At 63.4% G+C, this 21,181-nt stretch carries 27 protein-coding genes; 16 read left to right on the top strand and 11 right to left on the bottom strand.

The window, feature by feature from the left end; all coding sequences use genetic code 11:
- Positions 1-58: 58 nt before the first annotated feature.
- Positions 59-580 carry a ribosome biogenesis factor YjgA gene (yjgA, locus tag F3J43_RS04870; protein WP_166883693.1) on the bottom strand — a complete coding sequence of 174 codons (522 nt, stop codon included), beginning with the start codon at positions 578-580 and terminating at the stop codon, positions 59-61.
- A gap of 109 nt (positions 581-689) precedes the next feature.
- Here yjgA and pmbA point away from each other — a divergent pair, with 109 nt between their 5' ends.
- From pmbA to F3J43_RS04840, 6 genes are all read left to right on the top strand, one after another.
- Positions 690-2,036, top strand: coding sequence for a metalloprotease PmbA (gene pmbA / locus F3J43_RS04865; RefSeq protein WP_166883692.1), 1,347 nt, complete (start codon positions 690-692; stop codon positions 2,034-2,036).
- Positions 2,037-2,173: 137 nt separating this feature from the next.
- Entirely contained in the window at positions 2,174-2,566 is a 393-nt protein-coding gene (locus F3J43_RS04860) for a FagA protein (protein WP_166883691.1), read from the top strand.
- Positions 2,559-3,935: a class II fumarate hydratase gene (locus F3J43_RS04855; RefSeq protein ID WP_166883690.1), complete on the top strand. Its 1,377-nt coding sequence runs from the start codon at positions 2,559-2,561 to the stop codon at positions 3,933-3,935. Before F3J43_RS04860 ends, F3J43_RS04855 begins: the two co-directional genes overlap by 8 nt.
- A 25-nt stretch (positions 3,936-3,960) precedes the next feature.
- The gene (locus F3J43_RS04850) at positions 3,961-4,422 is read left to right on the top strand and encodes a DUF2753 family protein (protein WP_166883689.1); all 462 of its coding nucleotides are present in this window, start codon (positions 3,961-3,963) and stop codon (positions 4,420-4,422) included.
- Position 4,423: 1 nt separating this feature from the next.
- Positions 4,424-5,035, top strand: a complete 612-nt coding sequence (locus F3J43_RS04845; RefSeq protein WP_166883688.1) for a superoxide dismutase — start codon at positions 4,424-4,426, stop codon at positions 5,033-5,035.
- A 26-nt stretch (positions 5,036-5,061) separates the two neighbouring features.
- Complete coding sequence (locus F3J43_RS04840; RefSeq protein ID WP_205297641.1) at positions 5,062-5,940, top strand: ZIP family metal transporter; 879 nt, start codon at positions 5,062-5,064, stop codon at positions 5,938-5,940.
- A gap of 59 nt (positions 5,941-5,999) precedes the next feature.
- Here F3J43_RS04840 and F3J43_RS04835 read toward each other — a convergent pair whose 3' ends face one another.
- The 10 genes from F3J43_RS04835 to F3J43_RS04790 form a co-directional block, all read right to left on the bottom strand.
- A complete protein-coding gene (locus F3J43_RS04835) occupies positions 6,000-6,272 on the bottom strand; it encodes an HPr family phosphocarrier protein (RefSeq protein WP_166883687.1) in 273 nt (90 codons plus the stop codon).
- Positions 6,273-6,292: 20 nt separating this feature from the next.
- Complete coding sequence (gene rapZ / locus F3J43_RS04830; protein ID WP_166883686.1) at positions 6,293-7,147, bottom strand: RNase adapter RapZ; 855 nt, start codon at positions 7,145-7,147, stop codon at positions 6,293-6,295.
- 2 nt (positions 7,148-7,149) lie between these two features.
- Positions 7,150-7,614 (bottom strand): PTS IIA-like nitrogen regulatory protein PtsN, encoded by a 465-nt coding sequence (ptsN, locus tag F3J43_RS04825; protein ID WP_166883685.1) that lies wholly within the window; start codon positions 7,612-7,614, stop codon positions 7,150-7,152.
- A gap of 12 nt (positions 7,615-7,626) precedes the next feature.
- A complete protein-coding gene (hpf, locus tag F3J43_RS04820) occupies positions 7,627-7,935 on the bottom strand; it encodes a ribosome hibernation-promoting factor, HPF/YfiA family (RefSeq protein ID WP_166883684.1) in 309 nt (102 codons plus the stop codon).
- A gap of 78 nt (positions 7,936-8,013) precedes the next feature.
- On the bottom strand, positions 8,014-9,507 hold the full coding sequence (locus F3J43_RS04815) for an RNA polymerase factor sigma-54 (protein ID WP_166883683.1): 1,494 nt from the start codon (positions 9,505-9,507) through the stop codon (positions 8,014-8,016).
- 174 nt (positions 9,508-9,681) lie between these two features.
- Positions 9,682-10,407 carry an LPS export ABC transporter ATP-binding protein gene (lptB, locus tag F3J43_RS04810; RefSeq protein ID WP_166883682.1) on the bottom strand — a complete coding sequence of 242 codons (726 nt, stop codon included), beginning with the start codon at positions 10,405-10,407 and terminating at the stop codon, positions 9,682-9,684.
- Complete coding sequence (lptA, locus tag F3J43_RS04805; RefSeq protein ID WP_166883681.1) at positions 10,408-10,932, bottom strand: lipopolysaccharide transport periplasmic protein LptA; 525 nt, start codon at positions 10,930-10,932, stop codon at positions 10,408-10,410.
- Entirely contained in the window at positions 10,919-11,491 is a 573-nt protein-coding gene (gene lptC, locus F3J43_RS04800; RefSeq protein ID WP_166883680.1) for an LPS export ABC transporter periplasmic protein LptC, read from the bottom strand. The genes lptA and lptC overlap by 14 nt, the downstream gene beginning before the upstream one ends.
- Before the next feature lie 8 nt (positions 11,492-11,499).
- Positions 11,500-12,024 (bottom strand): KdsC family phosphatase, encoded by a 525-nt coding sequence (locus F3J43_RS04795; RefSeq protein WP_166883679.1) that lies wholly within the window; start codon positions 12,022-12,024, stop codon positions 11,500-11,502.
- Positions 12,025-12,999, bottom strand: a complete 975-nt coding sequence (locus F3J43_RS04790) for a KpsF/GutQ family sugar-phosphate isomerase (RefSeq protein ID WP_166883678.1) — start codon at positions 12,997-12,999, stop codon at positions 12,025-12,027.
- A gap of 244 nt (positions 13,000-13,243) precedes the next feature.
- Between F3J43_RS04790 and F3J43_RS04785 the strand changes: the two genes are divergently transcribed.
- The 10 genes from F3J43_RS04785 to hisC all read left to right on the top strand — a co-directional run bounded on the left by F3J43_RS04785 (position 13,244) and on the right by hisC (position 21,170).
- Positions 13,244-14,053: an ATP-binding cassette domain-containing protein gene (locus F3J43_RS04785; RefSeq protein WP_166883677.1), complete on the top strand. Its 810-nt coding sequence runs from the start codon at positions 13,244-13,246 to the stop codon at positions 14,051-14,053.
- Positions 14,053-14,850, top strand: coding sequence for a lipid asymmetry maintenance ABC transporter permease subunit MlaE (gene mlaE, locus F3J43_RS04780; RefSeq protein ID WP_166883676.1), 798 nt, complete (start codon positions 14,053-14,055; stop codon positions 14,848-14,850). The genes F3J43_RS04785 and mlaE overlap by 1 nt, the downstream gene beginning before the upstream one ends.
- On the top strand, positions 14,850-15,335 hold the full coding sequence (gene mlaD, locus F3J43_RS04775; RefSeq protein ID WP_166883675.1) for an outer membrane lipid asymmetry maintenance protein MlaD: 486 nt from the start codon (positions 14,850-14,852) through the stop codon (positions 15,333-15,335). The genes mlaE and mlaD overlap by 1 nt, the downstream gene beginning before the upstream one ends.
- A gap of 9 nt (positions 15,336-15,344) precedes the next feature.
- Positions 15,345-15,998 (top strand): MlaC/ttg2D family ABC transporter substrate-binding protein, encoded by a 654-nt coding sequence (locus F3J43_RS04770; protein WP_166883674.1) that lies wholly within the window; start codon positions 15,345-15,347, stop codon positions 15,996-15,998.
- A complete protein-coding gene (locus tag F3J43_RS04765) occupies positions 15,995-16,297 on the top strand; it encodes an STAS domain-containing protein (RefSeq protein ID WP_166883673.1) in 303 nt (100 codons plus the stop codon). Before F3J43_RS04770 ends, F3J43_RS04765 begins: the two co-directional genes overlap by 4 nt.
- 118 nt (positions 16,298-16,415) lie before the next feature.
- Entirely contained in the window at positions 16,416-16,655 is a 240-nt protein-coding gene (locus F3J43_RS04760; protein WP_003255121.1) for a BolA family protein, read from the top strand.
- A 23-nt stretch (positions 16,656-16,678) separates the two neighbouring features.
- Positions 16,679-17,944 carry a UDP-N-acetylglucosamine 1-carboxyvinyltransferase gene (murA, locus tag F3J43_RS04755; RefSeq protein WP_166883672.1) on the top strand — a complete coding sequence of 422 codons (1,266 nt, stop codon included), beginning with the start codon at positions 16,679-16,681 and terminating at the stop codon, positions 17,942-17,944.
- Positions 17,945-18,034: 90 nt separating this feature from the next.
- Entirely contained in the window at positions 18,035-18,670 is a 636-nt protein-coding gene (gene hisG, locus F3J43_RS04750) for an ATP phosphoribosyltransferase (RefSeq protein WP_166883671.1), read from the top strand.
- Positions 18,671-18,795: 125 nt separating this feature from the next.
- The gene (hisD, locus tag F3J43_RS04745) at positions 18,796-20,118 is read left to right on the top strand and encodes a histidinol dehydrogenase (RefSeq protein WP_166883670.1); all 1,323 of its coding nucleotides are present in this window, start codon (positions 18,796-18,798) and stop codon (positions 20,116-20,118) included.
- A 2-nt stretch (positions 20,119-20,120) separates the two neighbouring features.
- Entirely contained in the window at positions 20,121-21,170 is a 1,050-nt protein-coding gene (gene hisC, locus F3J43_RS04740; RefSeq protein ID WP_166883669.1) for a histidinol-phosphate transaminase, read from the top strand.
- The last annotated feature ends 11 nt before the right edge of the window (positions 21,171-21,181 follow it).

Below are 21,181 nucleotides of genomic sequence, written 5' to 3'. Positions count from 1 at the left end.
AAGCCCGCTCCCACGGCCAGTGAAGGCGACGTGGGAGCGGGCTAGCCCCGCGATGGCCTCAACGCAGGCCGCGCTGGACCTCGTCGAGGTCGCGGATGTACTTGAACACCTTGCGCGCCGCGGCAGGCGGCTTGTTACGCGCCTTCTCGTGCTGGGCATGGCGGATCAGCGAGCGCAGGTGCTGGCGATCGGTGTCGGGGTACTCGTTGACGAAGCGCTCGAGGTCTTCGTCGTTGCCGTCGATCAGGCGGTCGCGCCAGCGTTCGAGGCCGTGGAAGCGTTCGTTGTACTGGCGGGTCGAACTGTCGACCTGCTCGAGCACGGCATGAATCGCGTCCAGGTCTTGCACGCGCATCAGCTTGCCGACGAACGACATGTGGCGTTTGCGGGCGCCATGGGCAGTGTGTCGCGAGGCCTCGTCCAACGCCTTGCGCAGCTCGTCGGTCAACGGCAGGCGGGCCAGGGTATCGGCCTTCAGCGTGGTGAGGCGCTCGCCGAGTTCGACCAGCGCATGCAGCTCGCGCTTGATCTGGGTTTTGCTTTTTTCGCCATCGAAGGCGTCGTCGTAAGAATCAACCATGGGGGCAGTCCGCAGGAAATCGCCGCCATGATAACCAGTCGGGGGCCGCTTGTCCGGCCCGGTCGTAGAATGACCCAAGCCGTACGCAGAATTTTCAGTGGAGAGAACCATGAGTGCAGTCCAGAGCGTAGGTCCCAAGGACCTGCCGGCGTTGCAGGAACAGGTCGAGGCGATCGTCGCCGAGGCGCGCCGCCAGGGCGCCAGCGCCTGCGAAGTGGCGGTGTCGCTGGAGCAGGGGCTTTCCACCACGGTGCGTCAGCGTGAAGTCGAGACCGTCGAGTTCAATCGCGACCAAGGCTTCGGTATCACCCTCTATGTGGGTCAGCGCAAGGGCTCGGCCAGCACCTCGGCCAGTGGCCCGGACGCCATTCGCGAAACCGTCGCGGCAGCCCTGGCGATTGCCAGGCACACCTCCGAGGACGAATGCTCGGGCCTCGCCGATGCGGCGTTGATGGCCCGTGACATGCCTGACCTGGACCTGTACCACGATTGGGATATCGAGCCCGAAACGGCCATCGAGATGGCGCTGGCCTGCGAGGCCGCGGCGTTCGACGCCGACAAGCGCATCGTCAACGCCGACGGTACCACCCTCAATACCCACCAGGGGGTACGGGTCTATGGCAACAGCCACGGCTTCATCGGTGGCTATGCCTCAACCCGGCACAGCCTGAGCTGTGTGATGATCGCCGAGGGCGACGGGCAGATGCAGCGCGACTACTGGTATGACGTCAATCGTCAGGGCCAACTGCTGGCTGATCCACGCAGCATCGGTCAGCGCGCAGCCCAGCGTGCCGCCAGCCGCCTGGGCGCCCGCCCGGTGCCGACCTGCGAAGTGCCGGTGCTGTTCTCGGCGGAGCTCGCCGGGGGGCTGTTCGGCAGCTTCCTGTCGGCTATCTCGGGCGGCAACCTGTACCGCAAGTCGTCGTTCCTCGAAGGTACCCTCGGCCAGCGTCTGTTCCCTGGCTGGCTGACCCTCGACGAGCGCCCGCATATCCCACGAGCCCTGGGCAGCGCATCCTTCGATGGCGATGGCCTGGCAACCTATGCCAAGCCGTTCGTCGACAAGGGCGAGCTGGTGTCGTACATCCTGGGCACCTATTCCGGGCGCAAGCTGAAGCTGCCGAGCACCGCGAACGCAGGTGGCGTGCACAACCTGTTCGTCACCCATGGCGTGGAAGACCAGGCCGCCCTGATCCGGCGCATGGGCCGTGGCTTGTTGGTCACCGAGTTGATGGGCCATGGTCTGAACATGGTCACTGGCGATTATTCCCGTGGCGCGGCGGGCTTCTGGGTCGAGAATGGCGAGATCCAGTTCCCGGTCCAGGAGGTCACCATTGCCGGTAATATGAAGGACATGTTCCAGCAGATCGTGGCCATTGGCAGCGATATCGAGACCCGTAGCAATATCCACAGCGGTTCGGTGCTGATCGAGCGGATGACCGTGGCAGGCAGCTAAGCCGCCTGTTCCCAGGCGACCTGCACAAACGACCCGGCCCCAGTGCCGGGTTTTTCAGGCCTGTGATCTGGCTTGAAATGATTCTGGTTATCAATTAATAATGAATATCATTACCCAGTTGCTCGGCGATGATGTTCATGAAACCAGTCCTCCACGAACTGCCCTACCTGGAAAACTGGCGCTGGCTCAGCCGGCGCATTCGTTGCGCGCTCGATCCTGACGAGCCGCGTCTGATCGAGCACTACCTGGCCGAAGGCCGCTACCTGGTGTGCTGCACCGAAACCTCGCCCTGGACGGTCGCCCTGACCGCCTTGCGCCTACTGCTGGATACCGCCAACGACCGCATGCTGCCCTGGCACTGGCGTTGCCTGTGCCTGGACCAGGCCTGGCGCCCGTTGCTGGACCTGCGCAACCTCGATCGCCAGGCGCAGAACCAGCGCTGGCAGCCCTATGCGATGCAGCTCGCCAACTGCGTGCTGCTGCCGTCGATTTCTCCCGAAGAACTGATGCAAGGACTTGAAGATGAGTAATACCCGTATCGAGCGCGACAGCATGGGCGAACTGCAGGTGCCGGCCCAGGCCCTGTATGGCGCCCAGACCCAGCGCGCGGTGGACAACTTCCCGGTCAGCGGCAAGCCGATGCCGGCCCAGTTCATCCGTGCCCTGCTGCTGGCCAAGGCGGCGGCGGCCAAGGCCAACGTCGAACTCGAGCAACTGAGCGCGGGGCAGGGCGATGCCATCGTCCAGGCGGTGGGACAGCTGTTGGCGGGGGATTTCCTCCAGCACTTCCCGGTGGATGTGTTCCAGACCGGCTCCGGCACCAGCTCGAACATGAACGCCAACGAGGTGATCGCCACCCTGGCCAGCCGTGTGCTCGGTGAACCGGTCAATGCCAACGATCACGTCAACTGCGGCCAGAGCAGCAACGACATCATCCCCACCACCATCCACGTCAGCGCGGCATTGGCCCTGCACGAGCAACTGCTGCCGGCCCTGCGCCACCTGACCCAGGTGATCGAGGCCAAGGCGGTCGAAGTACACCGTTTCGTGAAGACTGGCCGTACCCACCTGATGGACGCCATGCCGGTGCGCATGAGCCAGGTGCTCGGAGGTTGGGCTGCACAGATCAAGGCTGCCCAGGCCTGCCTCGAGGCAACGCTGCCGAGCCTGCAGGCCTTGGCCCAGGGCGGTACTGCGGTCGGTACCGGGATCAATGCCCACCCACGCTTCGCCGCCGGCTTCGCCCGTCAGTTGAGTGGGTTGACCCAGGTCGAGTTCACCCCTGGCGAGAACCTGTTTGCCCTGATCGGCTCCCAGGACACCGCCGTGGCACTGTCCGGCCAGCTCAAGACCACCGCCGTGGCGTTGATGAAGATCGCCAACGACTTGCGCTGGATGAACTCAGGACCATTGGCCGGGCTCGGCGAGATCGAGCTGCAAGGGCTGCAACCGGGTTCCTCGATCATGCCGGGCAAGGTCAATCCGGTGATCCCCGAGGCCACCGCCATGGTTGCAGCGCAGGTGATCGGCAATGACGCCACCATCGCCGTGGCCGGCCAGTCGGGCAACTTCGAGCTCAACGTGATGCTGCCAGTGATCGCCCGTAACTTGCTGGAGAGCATCGAGCTGATGGCCAACGTCAGCCGGCTGCTGGCCGACAAGGCCATCGCCAGCTTCAAGGTCAACGAAGGCAAGCTCAAGGAGGCGTTGTCGCGTAACCCGATCCTGGTCACTGCGCTGAATCCGATCATCGGCTACCTCAAAGCCGCCGAAATCGCCAAGACCGCCTACCAGCAGGGACGTCCGATCATAGACGTGGCGCTGGAGCACACCGACTTGTCGCGCGACCAGCTCGCGGCGTTGCTGGATCCGGAAAAACTCACCGCCGGCGGCATCTGAATCCGGGGCGCCCAGGAGACCGTTCATGCAGCACTGGAGACGCACCACCGACACCGCCAATCGTCTGTTCGAGCAGGGCGCGCTGGTCGATGCCCGGGAGCATTACCTGCAGGCGCTGGCCCTGGCCCAGGTGCTGTTCGAGCGCTGGCATGACGTCGACGAAGCGGTGGCCGTGTTGGTCATCGCCCACCATAACCTGGCCGACCTGCACTTGCGCCTGAACCAGCCCCACGAAAGCGCCGACTATCTGTGTGCCGCGCACCAGAGGTTGCTGCAGGCCGCTCAGGACCCACGCCTGCCGCGCCCGCTGCGTGACGCGGCCTTGCGTCACAGCGGGCGCACCTACACCGAGCTGCTGAGCTTCATCGCCGAATACGGCCAGTACCCGCGCACCGAGCGCCTGCTCCATCGGCAGGTGCCGGCGGCCAGCGAATTGCTCGCCTGCGTGGACATTACCGATTGCATCCCAGCCTACGGAATCCACTGACATGCCTCATACCTTGCCTGCATTGCCCTATACCTACGATGCGCTGGAGCCGCACATCGATACCCAGACCATGGAGATTCATCACAGCAAGCACCACCAGACCTATGTCAACAATCTCAATGCCGCCATCGAGGGCACCGAATGGGCCGAATGGCCGGTGGAGCGATTGGTGGCTGCGGTGAAGCAGTTGCCGCAGCAGCTGCAGGGAGCGGTCGTCAACCAGGGGGGCGGACACGCCAACCACAGTCTGTTCTGGAGAGTCATGTCGCCTCAAGGGGGTGGTCAGCCCCAAGGCCGGCTGGCCCGGGACATCGATGAACAGCTCGGTGGCTTCGAGGCGTTCAAGGAGGCCTTCACCAAGGCAGCGCTCACCCGTTTCGGCAGCGGCTGGGCCTGGCTCAGCGTCACCCCGGACAAGCAACTGGTGGTGGAGAGCAGTGGCAACCAGGACAGCCCGCTGATGCACGGCAACACGCCTGTGCTCGGCCTGGACGTGTGGGAGCACGCCTACTACCTGAAGTACCAGAACCGTCGTCCCGAATACATCGGCGCCTTCTACAACGTGATCGACTGGGCCGAAGTGCAACACCGCTATCTTGAAGCCCTGAAGTGAGCCAGGCCGGTATGCGCTCGGAGGTGATGTCCGTCAGCAGTGTACGCCTGTTCCGACTGGCACTTGGGACCGTGTTGTTGCTGGTCGGCACCGCGCTGCTGGTGGCGCGCGGGATCGCCTGGCTGGATCTGGAACCGCGCATGTTGCGCGCCCTGCAGGGCGGTGCCTTGTGTGCCTTGGGCACCGCCCTGGGCGCGGTACCGGTGCTGGTGATCCGCAATATGCCGGTGGCACTGGCCGATACCTTGCTTGGCTTCGGCGCTGGAGTGATGCTGGCCGCCACTGCATTCTCGCTGATCATTCCAGGCCTGGATGCTGCCCAGGCGATCGGCTTCAGCGCCTGGGGCGCAGGTGGCGTGATCAGCGGCGGCCTGATGCTCGGTGCCCTGTGCCTGTTCCTGGTCGACTTGAAAGTCTCGGGGGCTTCGCCAGAGGCTCTGGTCGGTACCGCGCAGCAACCAGTCATCGCGACGCGGATCTGGTTGTTTGTCATCGCCATCATTGCCCACAACATTCCCGAAGGCATGGCCATCGGTGTTTCCGCCGGTGGCGGCATGCCTGATGCCGACAGCCTGGCGATGGGGATCGCGTTGCAGGATGTGCCTGAAGGGCTGGTGATTGCGCTGGTCTTGGCAGGGGCCGGGATGTCGCGCTTCAAGGCCTTTGTGGTCGGCGCAGCGTCCGGGTTGGTCGAGCCGCTGGCCGCAGTAGTCTGCGCCTGGCTGGTGAACATTGCCGAACTGCTGCTGCCACTGGGGCTGGCTTGTGCGGCGGGGGCAATGCTGTTGGTGGTGACCCAGGAAATCATCCCCGAGTCACGCAGCAACGGCCATCATCGGTTGGCCAGCCTGGGGCTGTGCGTAGGGTTTTGCCTGATGATGGTGATGGACACGGCGATGTCGTAAACCGTGTAGGAGCGGCGTTGTGTCGCGAAAGGGCTGCCTCTGCGGCGCATGAGCGAATCTTATTCGCCTTCGTCGAAGAAGTTGTCGATCAGTTCGACCAGCGCAGCCATCGCCTCGCCATCCTGCTCGCCTTCGGTATGCAGGTGCACCTGGGTGCCTTTGCCGGCGGCGAGCATCATCACCGCCATGATGCTCTTGCCGTCCACCAGCTTGTCCGGTGCGCGGCCGACGCGTACCTGGCAGGGAAAGCGTCCGGCCACGCCGACGAACTTGGCGGCTGCCCGGGCATGCAAGCCCAGCTTGTTGATGATGGTGATTTCGCGGGCGGGCATCGAGGTGCGGATCCTGTGGGCTAGAGGTCGCGGTGGCGGACCTGGACATTTTTCAGGGTTGGCTGGAGCAGTTGGCCAAGTCGCTCGGTGATGTAGACCGAGCGGTGGTGCCCGCCGGTGCAGCCGATGGCGATGGTGACATAGGCGCGGTTGCTGGCGGCGAAGCGGGGCAGCCATTTGAGCAGGTAGCTGGAGATGTCCTGGAACATTTCCTCGACGTCCGGCTGGGCGGCCAGGTAGTCGATGACCGGTTGTTCGAGCCCGGAGTGCTCGCGAAGTTCCGGCTTCCAATATGGGTTGGGCAGGCAGCGCACATCGAACACCAGGTCGGCATCCACCGGCATGCCACGTTTGAATCCGAATGACTCGATGAGGAAGGCCGTGCCAGGTTCGGGCTGGTTGAGCAGACGCAGCTTGATCGAGTCGCGCAGTTGGTAGAGGTTCAGCTTGGTGGTGTCGATCTTGAGGTCGGCCAGGTCGGCAATCGGGCCGAGCAGCTCGCTTTCCACATGGATCGCCTCGGCCAGCGAGCGGTTGGCGTTGGTCAGTGGGTGACGGCGGCGTGTTTCGGAAAAACGCTTGAGCAACGTCTCCTCGTCGGCGTCCAGGTACAGCACGTCGCACTGGATATGCCGTGCGCGGGCTTCCTGCAACAGCTCGGGGAAGCGTGACAGATGGCTGGGCAGGTTGCGTGCATCGATCGAGACGGCCACTTTGGGCTGCAGCAGCTCGGTGTTGATCAGCGCATTTTCCGCCAGCTCTGGCAACAGGCCGGCCGGCAGGTTGTCGATGCAGTAGAAGCCATTGTCTTCCAGCACATCAAGGGCTGTACTCTTGCCGGAACCGGAGCGACCGCTGACGATGATCAGGCGCATGTTCAGTGCTCGTTCTGTGCGTCCAGGACGACCTGGTAAAGTGTCTCGCTGCTGTCGGCGCCGCGCAGGCGATCGCGAACGTCCTTGCGATCGAGCATGCTGGCGATCTGGCGCAGCAGTTCAAGGTGGGCATCGGTGGCGGCTTCCGGGACCAGCAGGACGAACAGCAGGTCGACCGGGGCGCCGTCGATGGCATCGTAATCGATGGGGGCATCCAGGTGCAGCAGGGCGCTTACCGGCGCGGTGCAGCCTTCGAGCCGGCAGTGGGGAATGGCGATGCCATTGCCGAAGCCGGTGGAGCCCAGTTTTTCGCGAGCGACCAGCTTTTCGAAGACGTCTTGCATCTCCAGCTCGGGTACTTGCTCGGCAATCAGGTTGGCGACTGTTTCCAGGGCGCGCTTCTTGCTGCCACCCGGCACGTTCACCAGGGAACGGCCGGGGGTCAGGATGGTTTCAAGTCGGATCATGGATGAGGGGGATCAGCGGGCGGCTGCGCCTTGCAGCAGGCTTTGCTGTTTTTCCTTGTGTTTTTTCAGTTGGCGATCGAGTTTGTCGGCCAGAGCGTCGATCGCGGCATACATGTCTTGGTGTTCGGCGTTGGCGACGACTTCACCACCGGGAATCTGGAGTGTGGCTTCGATTTTCTGCTGTAGCTTCTCGACCTTCATGATCACCGTTGCATTGGTGATCTTGTCGAAATGCCCCTCCACCCTGGCGAGCTTCTCAAGCACGTAATCGCGCAGTGGCTGGGTGACTTCTACATGCTGTCCACTGATGTTGACTTGCATACAGCTTCTCCTTTGTTGCCCGTGCATAAAGAGGCAGGTATTGCACCTGCCACTGAAACGCTGTGGCACATCCCGGGGCTACATCAGTCGCTTGCGCTCGCTCGATGGGGCGATGCCCAACGATTCGCGGTATTTGGCGACGGTGCGACGGGCTACCTGGATGCCTTGTGCCTCCAGTAAACCAGCGATCTTGCTGTCACTCAATGGCTTTTTCTGATTTTCCGCCGCCACCAGTTTCTTGATGATCGCGCGGATCGCCGTGGAGGAGCATTCACCGCCTTCGGCCGTGCTCACATGGCTCGAGAAAAAGTATTTCAACTCGTAGATGCCACGCGGAGTGTGCATGTATTTCTGCGTGGTGACCCGGGAAATGGTCGACTCATGCATGCCCACCGCCTCGGCAATATCATGCAGCACCAGCGGTTTCATGGCTTCGTCGCCGTAATCGAGGAAGCCGCGCTGGTGCTCGACGATCTGCGTCGCCACCTTCATCAGCGTCTCGTTGCGGCTTTGCAGGCTCTTGATGAACCAGCGTGCTTCCTGCAACTGGTTGCGCATGAAGGTATTGTCGGCACTGGTGTCGGCGCGGCGGACGAAGCCGGCGTATTGCGGATTGACCCGCAGGCGTGGGATGGCCTCCTGGTTGAGTTCGACCAGCCAGCGATCGTTGTCCTTGCGCACGATGACATCCGGCACGACGTACTCGGGCTCGCTCGACTCGATCTGCGAGCCAGGGCGCGGATTGAGGGTCTGGACCAGTTCGATGACCTGGCGCAGTTCGTCCTCCTTGAGCTTCATGCGGCGCATCAGCTGGCTGTAGTCGCGGCTGCCGAGCAGGTCGATGAAGTCAGTGACCAGGCGCTGGGCCTCTGCCATCCAGGGCAGGGAGGCGGGGAGCTGGCGTAATTGCAGCAGCAGGCATTCGCCCAGGTTGCGTGCGCCGATGCCTGCCGGCTCGAATTGTTGGATGCGGTGCAGTACCGCCTTGACTTCGTCCAGCTCGATGTCCAGCTCAGGATCGAAGCCGGCGCAGATTTCTTCGAGGGTGTCTTCCAGATAGCCCTGCTCGTTGATGCTGTCGATCAGGGTGACGGCGATCAGGCGGTCAGTGTCGGACATCGGCGCCAGATTGAGCTGCCAGAGCAGGTGGCTCTGCAGGCTTTCGCCAACCGACGTGCGGGTGGTGAAATCCCACTCGTCGTCGTCGCTGCTGGGCAGGCTGCTGGCGCTGGTCTGGTAGATGTCTTCCCAGGCGGTGTCGACCGGCAGTTCGTTGGGGATACGCTCGGCCCACTCGCCTTCTTCGAGGTTTTCGCTGTTGTTGGTGGTTTCCTGGAAACTGGTGTCCTGGACTTCAGCGACCGGCTTGCTTTCGGCGTTGTCCGCCATCGGGTCGCTGTTGTCGAAGTCTTCGCCGTCTTCCTGACGTTCGAGCATCGGGTTGGATTCCAGCGCCTCCTGGATTTCCTGCTGGAGGTCCAGTGTGGAGAGCTGAAGCAGGCGGATGGCCTGTTGCAACTGCGGGGTCATCGTCAGTTGCTGGCCCATTTTTAGGACGAGCGATGGTTTCATGGCAGGAACTTAATACCTTGTTCGCCGGCGCGCATGCGCCATCCACTACATGAAGGGCGCTTCGGCGCCGATTTTAAGCAAGTTATATGCCTGAAAATGCAGCATTTGCCTAGAGCACTGTAACATTTAGGTGCCCTTTCTCGGGCGGCGCCAGTGCTCCGGGCTGGCGCGGGGTCAGAGGCGGAACTCGTGGCCCAGGTAGACTTCCTTGACCAGCTGGTTGGCCAGGATCGCCTCGGCGTCGCCTTCGGCGATCAGCTGACCGTCGTTGACGATATAGGCCGTTTCACAGATATCCAGCGTCTCGCGCACGTTGTGGTCGGTGATCAGTACACCGATGCCCTTGTTCTTGAGGTGGTGGATGATCTGCTTGATATCGCCCACGGAAATCGGGTCGACACCGGCGAAGGGTTCGTCCAGCAGGATGAACTTGGGTGCGGTGGCCAGGGCGCGGGCGATCTCGACGCGGCGGCGTTCGCCACCAGAGAGGCTCATACCGAGGTTGTCGCGGATGTGGCTGATGTGGAACTCCTGCAGCAGGCTTTCCAGTTCCTTGCGGCGGCCTTCGCGGTCGAGGTCCTTGCGGGTCTCGAGGATGGCCATGATGTTGTTGGCCACCGACAGCTTGCGGAAGATCGAGGCCTCCTGCGGCAGGTAGCCGATACCCGCCTGGGCACGACCGTGCATGGGCTGGTGGCTGACGTCGAGGTGGTCGATCAGGACGCGGCCCTGATCGGCCTGGACCAGGCCGACGATCATGTAGAAGCAGGTGGTCTTGCCGGCGCCGTTGGGGCCGAGCAGGCCGACGATCTGGCCACTGTCGATGGACAGGCTGACATCGCGGACGACTTGCCGGCCCTTGTAGCTCTTGGCCAGGTGCTGGGCTTTCAGGGTTGCCATTTACTCGGCCTTTTTCTTCGGTTGAATGACCATGTCGATGCGCTGACGTGGTGCAGTCACGTTGCCACCGCGACCTGCGGTCGCCACCTGGGTCTTGGTGTTGTAGACGATCTTCTCGCCTTCGGTGGTGTTGCCTTCGTTCTCGACCTTGGCGCGATCGGTGAGGATGACGATGTCCTTCTGCGCCTGGTACTGGATGGTCACGGCCCAGCCTTTCATCTTGTCGGCCTTGGCGGCGCTCTGCTGCTGCTCGAAATAGGCCAGGTTGCCCACCGAGGTGACCACGTCGATGTCGCCATTGGCGGCACGGGTCATGGTCACGGTATTGCCTTTGATCACCATCGAGCCTTGGGTGATGATCACGTCGCCGGTATAGGTGGCCACGCCTTGCTTGTCGTCCAGGTGGGCGTTGTCCGCCTGGATGCGGATCGGCTGATCACGGTCGTTCGGCAGGGCGAAGGCGCTCGCGCTTCCCAGTGCTACGCCCAGGCTGAGCAGAAAGGGGATGGTTTTAACGAGCCTCATACTGTCCTCTTACGTTAGAGAGCAGGTCCATCCTGCCTTCTTTCAAATACGCTTTCATTCCTTTGCCCGTAGTTGTGCCACCGGCGCCGTCGATTCTAACGGCTTGCTCGGTCTGCGCATATTCCTTCTGCGGGAACACGGTCATGCGCGTGCTGGTAATGATGGTTTCACGCTGCTTTTCGTCGGTCCGGGCCACGCGCACGTTGTCGATCAGTTCCACCTCGGTGCCGTCCGGGTTGACTTCGGCGCGGGCGCTTTGCACGTGCCATGGGTAGGCGGTGCCACGGTACATGTGCAGGTCGGGGGTGGTCAGCAGGGTGACTTCGCTGGCCTTTAGGTGCTCGACCTTGTCCGCGGTCATTTCGTACTGCAGCTTGCCGTCGGGCAGGAACTGCACGCTATGGGCGTTGATCGCGTAGTAGTCGATGGCGCTTTCGTCGACCTGGGCTGCAGGTTGATCGAGGAAGCTCTCCGGGCTGACGTTCCAGTAGCCGACGGCCACGAGTACCGCGGCGATCGCGCCGAGCAGCACAACATTCTTGATCTTCTTGCTGAACATGGGCGGCCTTACAGATAGTGGGCGTTGGCAGCATCCAGGGTACCCTGGGCCTGCATGATCAGTTCACAAAACTCCCGGGCGGCGCCTTCACCGCCGCGTGCCTGGGTGACGCCGTGGGCGTGCTGGCGGACGAACGGCGCGGCATTGTGCACCGCCATGCCCAGGCCCACCCGGCGAATCACCGGCAGGTCGGGCAGGTCGTCGCCCAGGTAGGCGACCTGTTCATAGCTTAGATTGAGTTCGGCGAGCAGGCCGTCGAGAACCACCAGTTTGTCCTCGCGGCCCTGGAACAGGTGGGGAATCCCCAGGTTCTTCGCCCGGCGCTCGACCACCGGGGTCTTGCGTCCGCTGATGATCGCCGTGGTCACCCCAGAGGCCATGAGCATCTTGATGCCCTGGCCGTCGAGGGTGTTGAAGGTCTTGAACTCACTGCCGTCCTCGAGGAAGTACAGGCGGCCGTCGGTGAGCACGCCGTCGACGTCGAATACCGCGAGCTTGATGGCCTGGCCACGTTGCATGAGGTCGTTGTTCATTCACATCACTCCGGCGCGCAGCAGGTCGTGCATGTTCAGGGCGCCGGTCGGGCGGTCGGCCTGATCCACCACCACCAGTGCGCTGATCTTGTGGTCTTCCATGATTTTCAGGGCCTCGGCGGCGAGCATCTCGGCGCGGGCGGTCTTGCCATGCATGGTCATGACCTCGTCGATCAGGGTCGTGTGCACGTCGATATTGCGGTCGAGGCTGCGGCGCAGGTCGCCGTCGGTGAAGATGCCGGCCAGCTTGCCGTCGTTTTCCAGGACCACGGTCATGCCCAGGCCCTTGCGGGACATTTCCAGCAGAGCGTCCTTGAGCAGGGTGCCACGTTGTACCTGGGGCAGTTCCTCGCCGGTGTGCATCACGTTTTCCACCTTCAGCAGCAGGCGGCGGCCCAGGGCGCCGCCGGGGTGCGAGAAGGCGAAGTCTTCGGCGGTGAAGCCGCGTGCCTCGAGCAGGGCGATGGCCAGGGCGTCGCCCAGTACCAGCGCCGCGGTGGTGGAGGAGGTCGGCGCCAGGTTTAGCGGGCAGGCTTCCTGGGCGACGGTGGCGTCGAGGTTGACCTCGGCGGCCTGGGCCAGGGGCGAATCCGGGTTGCCGGTCAGGCTGATCATCTGGATGCCCAGGCGCTTGATCAGCGGCAGCAGGGTGACGATCTCGGCGGTGCTGCCAGAGTTGGACAGGGCAAGAATGACATCGTCGCGGGTGATCATGCCCATGTCGCCATGGCTGGCCTCGGCCGGATGCACGAAGAATGCCGGGGTGCCGGTGCTGGCCAGGGTGGCGGCAATCTTGTTGCCGATATGTCCGGACTTGCCCATGCCGACCACCACGACCCGGCCCTTGCTGGCCAGGATCAGCTCGCAGGCCTTGACGAAATCACCGTCGATGCGGGCCAGCAGCGCTTCCACGGCCTCGAGTTCGAGGCGCAGGGTACGCTGGGCGGATTGGATCAGCTCGCTGGATTGGCTCATGTCGAAAACGCAATGCCTGATGAAAAGGCGGCGATTATAGCCGCAATGTGTGAAACGCTCATCCTTCGAATGTCATATGAATGTCGCTTCTGCCTGTCTGGGGGCTGAACGAGTGGGGGAGTCCCTTGGGGAGAGCCTATCTGCGGTGCTATAGTTCGCCGCTATTCGGCCCGCCTGGGACCAGTGTGCCTCCAAGATGGAGGCGGACGTCCATGGACACGAGGCTGTACTGCAAGGAGTCTAGATGAGTGTGGATAGCGCCTACGCGGTCGAGCTGAAGGGGGTTACCTTCAAGCGCGGTTCGCGGAGCATTTTCAGCAACGTGGACATCCGCATTCCCCGCGGCAAGGTGACCGGCATCATGGGGCCTTCCGGATGCGGCAAGACCACCCTGCTGCGCCTGATGGGCGCCCAGTTGCGGCCAACCTCCGGCGAAGTCTGGGTCAATGGCCAGGACCTGCCGTCGCTGTCGCGCAGCGACCTGTTCGACGCACGCAAGCAGATGGGCGTGCTGTTCCAGAGCGGCGCCCTGTTCACCGATCTCGATGTCTTCGAGAACGTCGCGTTTCCGTTGCGCGTGCATACGCAGCTGTCGGACGAGATGATCCGTGACATCGTGCTCATGAAGCTGCAGGCCGTGGGCCTGCGCGGCGCCATCGACCTGATGCCCGACGAGCTTTCCGGCGGCATGAAGCGCCGTGTGGCGCTGGCCCGGGCAATCGCCCTCGATCCGCAGATCCTCATGTACGACGAACCGTTCGTCGGCCAGGATCCGATCGCCATGGGGGTGCTGGTGCGCCTGATTCGCCTGCTCAACGATGCGCTCGGCATCACCAGCATCGTGGTCTCCCACGACCTGGCGGAAACCGCCAGCATCGCCGACTACATCTATGTGGTCGGCGATGGCCAGGTGCTCGGGCAGGGTACACCGGATGAGCTGATGGGCTCGGACAACCCGCGCATCCGTCAATTCATGAAGGGCGACCCGGATGGCCCGGTACCCTTCCACTTCCCTGCGCCTGACTACCGCGCCGATCTGTTGGGGACGCGTTGATGCGCAAGAAATCCATACTCGAACGTATTCGCCTGTTCGGCCGTTCGGCCATCGACGTGCTGGCCGTGCTGGGTCGCTCAAGCCTGTTCCTTGGCCATTCGCTGGCCGGACGCAGCGGTACCGGTGGCGGTTTCCAACTGCTGGTCAAGCAGTTGTACTCGGTCGGCGTGCTGTCGCTGGCGATCATCGTCGTGTCCGGTGTGTTCATCGGCATGGTGCTGGCGCTGCAGGGCTACAGCATCCTGACCAAGTACGGCTCCGAGCAGGCCGTCGGCCAGATGGTCGCGCTGACCTTGCTGCGCGAACTGGGGCCGGTGGTTACCGCCTTGCTGTTCGCCGGTCGCGCAGGTTCCGCACTGACCGCCGAAATCGGCAACATGAAGTCCACCGAGCAGTTGTCGAGCCTGGAAATGATCGGCGTCGACCCGCTCAAGTACATCGTCGCGCCACGTCTGTGGGCCGGTTTCATCTCGCTGCCGCTGCTGGCGCTGATCTTCAGCGTGGTCGGCATCTGGGGTGGCTCGTGGGTCGCCGTGGACTGGCTCGGCGTCTACGAAGGCTCGTTCTGGGCCAACATGCAGAACAGCGTTTCCTTCAGCGACGACGTGATCAACGGGCTGATCAAGAGCCTGGTGTTCGCTTTCGTCGTGACCTGGATCGCCGTATTCCAGGGGTATGACTGCGAGCCCACCTCAGAAGGGATCAGTCGTGCCACCACCAAGACCGTGGTCTATGCCTCGTTGGCAGTCCTGGGTCTGGACTTTATTCTGACCGCCTTGATGTTTGGAGATTTCTGATGCAAAACCGCACCCTGGAAATCGGTGTCGGCCTGTTCCTCCTGGCCGGGATCCTGGCGCTGCTGCTGCTGGCCCTGCGTGTCAGCGGGCTGTCGGCCAGCCCGAGCAGCGACACGTACAAAGTTTATGCTTACTTCGACAATATCGCCGGTTTGACGGTCAGAGCTAAAGTGACCATGGCCGGTGTGACCATCGGCAAGGTCACGGCAATCGATCTGGACCGTGACTCGTACACCGGTCGGGTGACCCTGCAACTGGACAAGAGCGTCGACAACCTGCCGACCGACTCCACTGCCTCGATCCTGACCGCCGGCCTGCTGGGCGAGAAGTACATCGGCATCAGTGTCGGTGGCGAAGACACGGTACTCAAGGATGGCAGCACCATCCACGACACCCAGTCGGCGCTGGTGCTGGAAGATCTGATCGGCAAGTTCCTGCTCAACACCGTGGGCAAGGAACCGAAAGAAGCGCAACCCGCTAATTAAGGAGTCTCCATGATTTCCATCCTGCGACGCGGCCTGCTGGTCTTGCTGGCGGCCTTCCCACTGCTGGCCATGGCGGCGCCCGGGCAATCGGCCCGTGACGTCATCCAGGGCACCACCACCCAGTTGCTCAGCGACCTGAAGGCCAACAAGGCGCAGTACAAGGCCAATCCGGAGGCGTTCTACAACGCGCTCAACGCCAACCTTGGCCCGGTGGTCGATGCCGATGGCATCTCCAAGAGCATCATGACCGTCAAGTACTCGCGCAAGGCCACGCCTGCGCAGATGCAGCGCTTCCAGGAAAACTTCAAGCGCAGCCTGATGCAGTTCTATGGCAATGCCCTGCTGGAATACAACAACCAGGGCATCACCGTCGATCCAGCGCGTGCCGAGGACGGCGATCGCACCACGGTCGGCATGAAGGTCACCGGCACCAACGGCGCGGTCTATCCGGTGCAGTACACCATGCAGAATATCGATGGCCAGTGGAAGGTGCGTAACGTCATCGTCAACGGCATCAATATCGGCAAGCTGTTCCGCGATCAGTTCGCCGATGCCATGCAGCGCAACGGCAACGACCTGGACAAGACCATCGACGGCTGGGCTGGCGAGGTGGCCAAGGCCAAGGAAGCCGCCGACCAATCGCCGGATAAGGAAGTCAAATGAGTGATGCGGCCGTAACCATGGCCGAGCCTGGCGTGCTCGCCCTGGCTGGCGTGCTGGATTACCGCAGCGGCCCGGCCCTGCGCAAGCAGGGCAAGGCGTTGATCGCCGGCAGTCGCGAGCCGCGCCTGGTGTTCGACTGTTCGGCGGTGGTCAAGTCGAGCAGCGTCGGCCTGTCGTTGCTGCTGGCCTTCATGCGCGACGCCCAGGCGGCCGGCAAGGCCTGCGAGCTGCGCGGGATGCCGGCGGACATGCGGGAAATCGCCGAGGTCTACGACCTCGATGAAGTACTGGCAGGCTGATGGCCTGCCCGATGGTGAAAGCCCCTCGGTCAGCGAGCCCACGCATGGGCTTCGCAGGCGAGGGGCTTTTTTGTATGATGGCCGACCCGCGCGCGTTGGGCGCCGATCGAGGTTGAGCATGCAGGCCGTAGAAGTTAAAAGCTTTCTGGAAGAGAAATTGCCGGGATCCCGGGTCGAAGTTGAAGGCGAAGGCTGCAACTTCCAGTTGAACGTGATCAGCGACGAGCTGGCCGGTCTGAGCCCGGTCAAGCGCCAACAGGCGATCTACGCTCACCTCAATCCCTGGATCGCCAACGGCAGCATCCACGCGGTAACCATGAAATTCTTCAGCAGCGCAGCCTGGGCTGAGCGCACCTGAGCCTACTTGGCGGCGAGACACGAATGGACAAACTGATTATCACTGGCGGCGAGCGCCTCGACGGCGAAATCCGCATTTCCGGCGCAAAGAACGCAGCCCTGCCGATTCTCTCGGCGACCCTGCTGGCTGACGGCCCGGTCACGGTCGGCAACCTGCCGCACCTGCACGACATCACCACCATGATCGAGCTGTTCGGGCGCATGGGCATCGAGCCTGTGATCGACGAGAAGCTTTCGGTGGAAATCGATCCGCGCACCATCAAGACCCTGGTAGCCCCCTACGAGCTGGTCAAGACCATGCGCGCCTCGATCCTGGTGCTCGGCCCGATGGTCGCCCGCTTCGGCGAGGCCGAAGTGGCCCTGCCCGGCGGTTGCGCCATTGGCTCGCGCCCGGTCGACCTGCACATCCGCGGCCTGGAAGCCATGGGTGCGAAGATCGACGTCGAGGGTGGCTACATCAAGGCCAAGGCGCCTGAAGGCGGTCTGCGCGGCGCGCAGTTCTTCTTCGATACCGTCAGCGTGACCGGCACCGAGAACATCATGATGGCCGCCGCACTGGCCAAGGGCCGCAGCGTGCTGCAGAACGCCGCCCGCGAGCCGGAAGTGGTCGACCTGGCCAACTTCATCAACGCCATGGGCGGCAAGATCCAGGGCGCTGGCACCGACACCATCACCATCGATGGCGTCGAGCGCCTGCACTCGGCCAGCTACCGCGTCATGCCTGACCGCATCGAGACCGGTACCTACCTGGTTGCCGCTGCCGTGACCGGTGGTCGCGTCAAGGTCAAGGACACCGATCCGACCATCCTTGAAGCGGTCCTCGAGAAGCTCAAGGAGGCCGGCGCCGACATCAATACCGGCGAAGACTGGATCGAGCTGGACATGCACGGCAAGCGGCCGAAGGCGGTCAACCTGCGTACCGCGCCGTACCCGGCGTTCCCGACCGACATGCAGGCGCAGTTCATCTCCCTGAACGCTGTCGCCGAGGGCACTGGCGCGGTGATCGAGACCATCTTCGAGAACCGCTTCATGCATGTCTACGAGATGCACCGCATGGGCGCGCAGATCCAGGTCGAGGGCAACACGGCCATCGTCACCGGCGTCACCACCCTCAAGGGTGCTCCGGTCATGGCCACCGACCTGCGCGCGTCGGCCAGCCTGGTGCTGTCGGCACTGGTCGCCGACGGTGACACCCTGATCGACCGCATCTACCACATCGACCGTGGCTACGAGTGCATCGAGGAAAAACTGCAGATGCTGGGCGCGAAGATCCGTCGCGTACCGGGCTAGTCGTCTGTACGGCGCAGGGACGCGCCCCGATTTCATTGCGGCCGGGCCCGGGGCCCGGCTGGCTATAGCTGCTTAAGGACCGACGTTCCAATGTTGACCATCGCGCTATCCAAGGGCCGTATTCTCGACGACACCCTGCCGTTGCTGGCTGAAGCCGGCATCGTGCCGACCGAGAATCCGGACAAGAGCCGCAAGCTGATCATCCCCACCACGCAGGACGATGTCCGCCTGCTCATCGTGCGTGCCACCGACGTGCCGACCTATGTCGAGCATGGCGCCGCCGACCTCGGGGTGGCCGGCAAGGACGTGCTGATGGAATACGGCGGCCAGGGCCTGTACGAGCCCCTGGACCTGCAGATCGCCCAATGCAAGCTGATGACCGCCGGTGTCACCGGCGCGCCTGAGCCCAAGGGCCGGCTGCGGGTGGCCACCAAGTTCGTCAACGTGGCCAAGCGCTACTACGCCGAACAGGGTCGCCAGGTCGACATCATCAAGCTGTATGGCTCCATGGAGCTGGCCCCGCTGATCAACCTCGCCGACAAGATCATCGACGTGGTCGACACCGGCAACACCCTGCGCGCCAATGGCCTCGAGCCACAGGACATGATCGCCACGATCAGCTCGCGCCTGGTGGTCAACAAGGCCTCCATGAAAATGCAGCACGCCCGTATCCAGAGTCTGATCGACACCCTGCGCAACGCCGTCGAATCGCGACACCGCGGCTGACTTCTGCGCGCGACCTCCGCTGTCGCGCCCGTCTATCCGCGTCATAGCCAATTTCTCAGGTGCCCGCGCGGATGGACTGGTAGCTTTAGGGCGCCTGAACATCCGCTAATAACGAGGCCCTCGCCATGACCGTGTCCACTGCAATTGCCCGTCTCAACGCCGCTGACCAGGATTTCGCCCGACATCTGGATCATCTGCTGAGCTGGGAAAGCGTGTCCGATGACGCGGTCAACCAGCGCGTGCTCGACATCATCAAGGCTGTGCGCGAGCGCGGTGACGCGGCGCTGGTGGAGTTCACCCAGCGTTTCGATGGTGTCGATGCCCAGTCGATCGATGACCTTATCCTCGATCGCGAGCGCCTGGAACTGGCCCTGACCCGCATCAGCGCGACCCAGCGCGAAGCCCTGGAGAAAGCCGCCAGCCGCGTGCGCATCTACCACGAGCGGCAGAAGCAGGATTCCTGGCAGTACACCGAGGCCGATGGCACCGTGCTTGGCCAGAAGGTCACCCCGCTGGACCGCGCCGGGCTGTACGTGCCAGGTGGCAAGGCATCGTACCCGTCGTCGGTACTGATGAACGCCATTCCGGCCAAGGTCGCCGGCGTCAGCGAAGTGGTGATGGTGGTGCCGACCCCACGTGGCGAGGTCAATGAGCTGGTGCTGGCGGCCGCCTGCATCGCCGGTGTCGACCGGGTCTTCACCGTCGGTGGCGCCCAGGCTGTCGCGGCCTTGGCCTACGGCACCGAAAGCGTGCCGCAGGTGGACAAGATCGTCGGTCCGGGCAACATCTACGTGGCCACCGCCAAGCGCCATGTGTTCGGCCAGGTCGGTATCGACATGATCGCCGGCCCGTCGGAGATCCTCGTGGTGTGCGATGGCCAGACCGACCCGGACTGGATCGCCATGGACCTGTTCTCCCAGGCCGAGCACGACGAGGACGCCCAGGCGATCCTGGTCAGCCCGGATGCCGAGTTCCTCGACCGTGTCGCGGCCAGCATCGACAAGCTGCTGCCGACCATGGAGCGCGCCGGGATCATCGAGAAGTCGATCAACGGTCGTGGCGCGCTGATCCAGGTTCGCGACATGCAACAGGCCATCGAGGTGGCCAACCGCATCGCGCCCGAGCACCTGGAGCTGTCGGTGGCCGACCCGCAGGCCTGGTTGCCGCAGATTCGCCACGCCGGTGCGATCTTCATGGGTCGCCACACCAGCGAGGCGCTGGGCGACTACTGCGCAGGCCCCAACCATGTGTTGCCGACTTCCGGCACCGCACGGTTCTCGTCGCCGCTGGGGGTGTATGACTTCCAGAAACGTTCCTCGATCATCTTCTGCTCCGAGCAGGGCGCGTCGGAGCTGGGTCACACCGCATCGGTGCTGGCCCGTGGCGAATCGCTGACCGCCCACGCGCGCAGCGCCGAATACCGCATCCTCAACGAGAAGGGGAACTGAGCATGAGTCGATTCTGGAGTCCCTTCGTCAAGGACCTCGTACCCTATGTGCCGGGCGAGCAGCCCAAGCTGGCGCGGCTGGTGAAACTGAACACCAACGAAAACCCTTACGGCCCTTCGCCCAGGGCGCTGGAGGCCATGCGCGCGGAGCTGGGCGACAACCTGCGGTTGTACCCGGACCCGAACAGCGACCGGCTCAAGCAGGCCGTGGCCGAGTATTACAGTGTCACGCCGGCGCAGGTGTTCGTCGGCAATGGCTCGGACGAGGTGCTGGCGCACATCTTCCACGGCCTGTTCCAGCATGCCCGTGGCCCGCTGCTGTTCCCCGACATCAGCTACAGCTTCTACCCGGTGTATTGCGGCCTGTACGGCATTGCACACGAGGCGGTGGCACTGGACGCGCAGTTCCAGATCCAGGTGGCGGACTACAGCAAGTCCAATGCCGGGATCATCTTCCCCAACCCCAACGCGCCGACCGGTTGCCTGCTGCCGCTGCAGGCGGTGGAGCAGCTGCTGCAGGCGAACCGTGACTCGGTGGTGGTGGTGGACGAGGCGTACATCGATTTTGGTGGCGAGACGGCCATCAGCCTGGTGGACCGCTACGACAACCTGCTGGTGACCCAGACCCTGTCCAAGTCGCGTTCGCTGGCGGGGCTGCGGGTTGGGCTGGCAGTCGGGCATCCGGAGCTGATCGAGGCGCTGGAGCGCATCAAGAACAGCTTCAACTCCTATCCGCTGGATCGCATGGCGATCGTCGGGGCGGCCGCGGCCTTCGAGGACCGTGACTACTTCGACGAGACCTGCCGCAAGGTGATCGAGAGCCGCGAGGTGCTGGTCGAGGCCTTGGTGGCGCGCGGGTTCGAGGTGCTGCCCTCGGCGGCGAACTTCATCTTTGCCCGGCATCCGCAGCAAGATGCGGCGGCGATCGCGGCGCGGCTGCGGGAGCAGGGGGTGATCGTGCGGCACTTCAAGCAGGCGCGGATCGCGCAGTTCCTGCGGATCACGATCGGGACGCCGGAAATGAACCAGGCGTTGCTCGACGCCTTGAATTGATGGGCAAGGCC

Origin of the sequence: Pantoea sp. Cy-639, from assembly GCF_011752525.1 — a bacterium.
In the GTDB taxonomy this organism is placed as follows: Bacteria; Pseudomonadota; Gammaproteobacteria; order Pseudomonadales; family Pseudomonadaceae; genus Aquipseudomonas.
The sequence above is the reverse complement of the archived record's forward strand: the minus strand, read 5'-3'. Positions and strand labels throughout refer to the sequence as shown.

Coding starts and splice junctions, on each gene's coding strand:
- yjgA (WP_166883693.1), bottom strand. CDS start 580: ATGGTTGATTCTTACGACGACGCCTTCGATGGCGAAAAAAGCAAAACC.
- pmbA (WP_166883692.1), top strand. CDS start 690: ATGAGTGCAGTCCAGAGCGTAGGTCCCAAGGACCTGCCGGCGTTGCAG.
- F3J43_RS04860 (WP_166883691.1), top strand. CDS start 2,174: ATGAAACCAGTCCTCCACGAACTGCCCTACCTGGAAAACTGGCGCTGG.
- F3J43_RS04855 (WP_166883690.1), top strand. CDS start 2,559: ATGAGTAATACCCGTATCGAGCGCGACAGCATGGGCGAACTGCAGGTG.
- F3J43_RS04850 (WP_166883689.1), top strand. CDS start 3,961: ATGCAGCACTGGAGACGCACCACCGACACCGCCAATCGTCTGTTCGAG.
- F3J43_RS04845 (WP_166883688.1), top strand. CDS start 4,424: ATGCCTCATACCTTGCCTGCATTGCCCTATACCTACGATGCGCTGGAG.
- F3J43_RS04840 (WP_205297641.1), top strand. CDS start 5,062: ATGTCCGTCAGCAGTGTACGCCTGTTCCGACTGGCACTTGGGACCGTG.
- F3J43_RS04835 (WP_166883687.1), bottom strand. CDS start 6,272: ATGCCCGCCCGCGAAATCACCATCATCAACAAGCTGGGCTTGCATGCC.
- rapZ (WP_166883686.1), bottom strand. CDS start 7,147: ATGCGCCTGATCATCGTCAGCGGTCGCTCCGGTTCCGGCAAGAGTACA.
- ptsN (WP_166883685.1), bottom strand. CDS start 7,614: ATGATCCGACTTGAAACCATCCTGACCCCCGGCCGTTCCCTGGTGAAC.
- hpf (WP_166883684.1), bottom strand. CDS start 7,935: ATGCAAGTCAACATCAGTGGACAGCATGTAGAAGTCACCCAGCCACTG.
- F3J43_RS04815 (WP_166883683.1), bottom strand. CDS start 9,507: ATGAAACCATCGCTCGTCCTAAAAATGGGCCAGCAACTGACGATGACC.
- lptB (WP_166883682.1), bottom strand. CDS start 10,407: ATGGCAACCCTGAAAGCCCAGCACCTGGCCAAGAGCTACAAGGGCCGG.
- lptA (WP_166883681.1), bottom strand. CDS start 10,932: ATGAGGCTCGTTAAAACCATCCCCTTTCTGCTCAGCCTGGGCGTAGCA.
- lptC (WP_166883680.1), bottom strand. CDS start 11,491: ATGTTCAGCAAGAAGATCAAGAATGTTGTGCTGCTCGGCGCGATCGCC.
- F3J43_RS04795 (WP_166883679.1), bottom strand. CDS start 12,024: ATGAACAACGACCTCATGCAACGTGGCCAGGCCATCAAGCTCGCGGTA.
- F3J43_RS04790 (WP_166883678.1), bottom strand. CDS start 12,999: ATGAGCCAATCCAGCGAGCTGATCCAATCCGCCCAGCGTACCCTGCGC.
- F3J43_RS04785 (WP_166883677.1), top strand. CDS start 13,244: ATGAGTGTGGATAGCGCCTACGCGGTCGAGCTGAAGGGGGTTACCTTC.
- mlaE (WP_166883676.1), top strand. CDS start 14,053: ATGCGCAAGAAATCCATACTCGAACGTATTCGCCTGTTCGGCCGTTCG.
- mlaD (WP_166883675.1), top strand. CDS start 14,850: ATGCAAAACCGCACCCTGGAAATCGGTGTCGGCCTGTTCCTCCTGGCC.
- F3J43_RS04770 (WP_166883674.1), top strand. CDS start 15,345: ATGATTTCCATCCTGCGACGCGGCCTGCTGGTCTTGCTGGCGGCCTTC.
- F3J43_RS04765 (WP_166883673.1), top strand. CDS start 15,995: ATGAGTGATGCGGCCGTAACCATGGCCGAGCCTGGCGTGCTCGCCCTG.
- F3J43_RS04760 (WP_003255121.1), top strand. CDS start 16,416: ATGCAGGCCGTAGAAGTTAAAAGCTTTCTGGAAGAGAAATTGCCGGGA.
- murA (WP_166883672.1), top strand. CDS start 16,679: ATGGACAAACTGATTATCACTGGCGGCGAGCGCCTCGACGGCGAAATC.
- hisG (WP_166883671.1), top strand. CDS start 18,035: ATGTTGACCATCGCGCTATCCAAGGGCCGTATTCTCGACGACACCCTG.
- hisD (WP_166883670.1), top strand. CDS start 18,796: ATGACCGTGTCCACTGCAATTGCCCGTCTCAACGCCGCTGACCAGGAT.
- hisC (WP_166883669.1), top strand. CDS start 20,121: ATGAGTCGATTCTGGAGTCCCTTCGTCAAGGACCTCGTACCCTATGTG.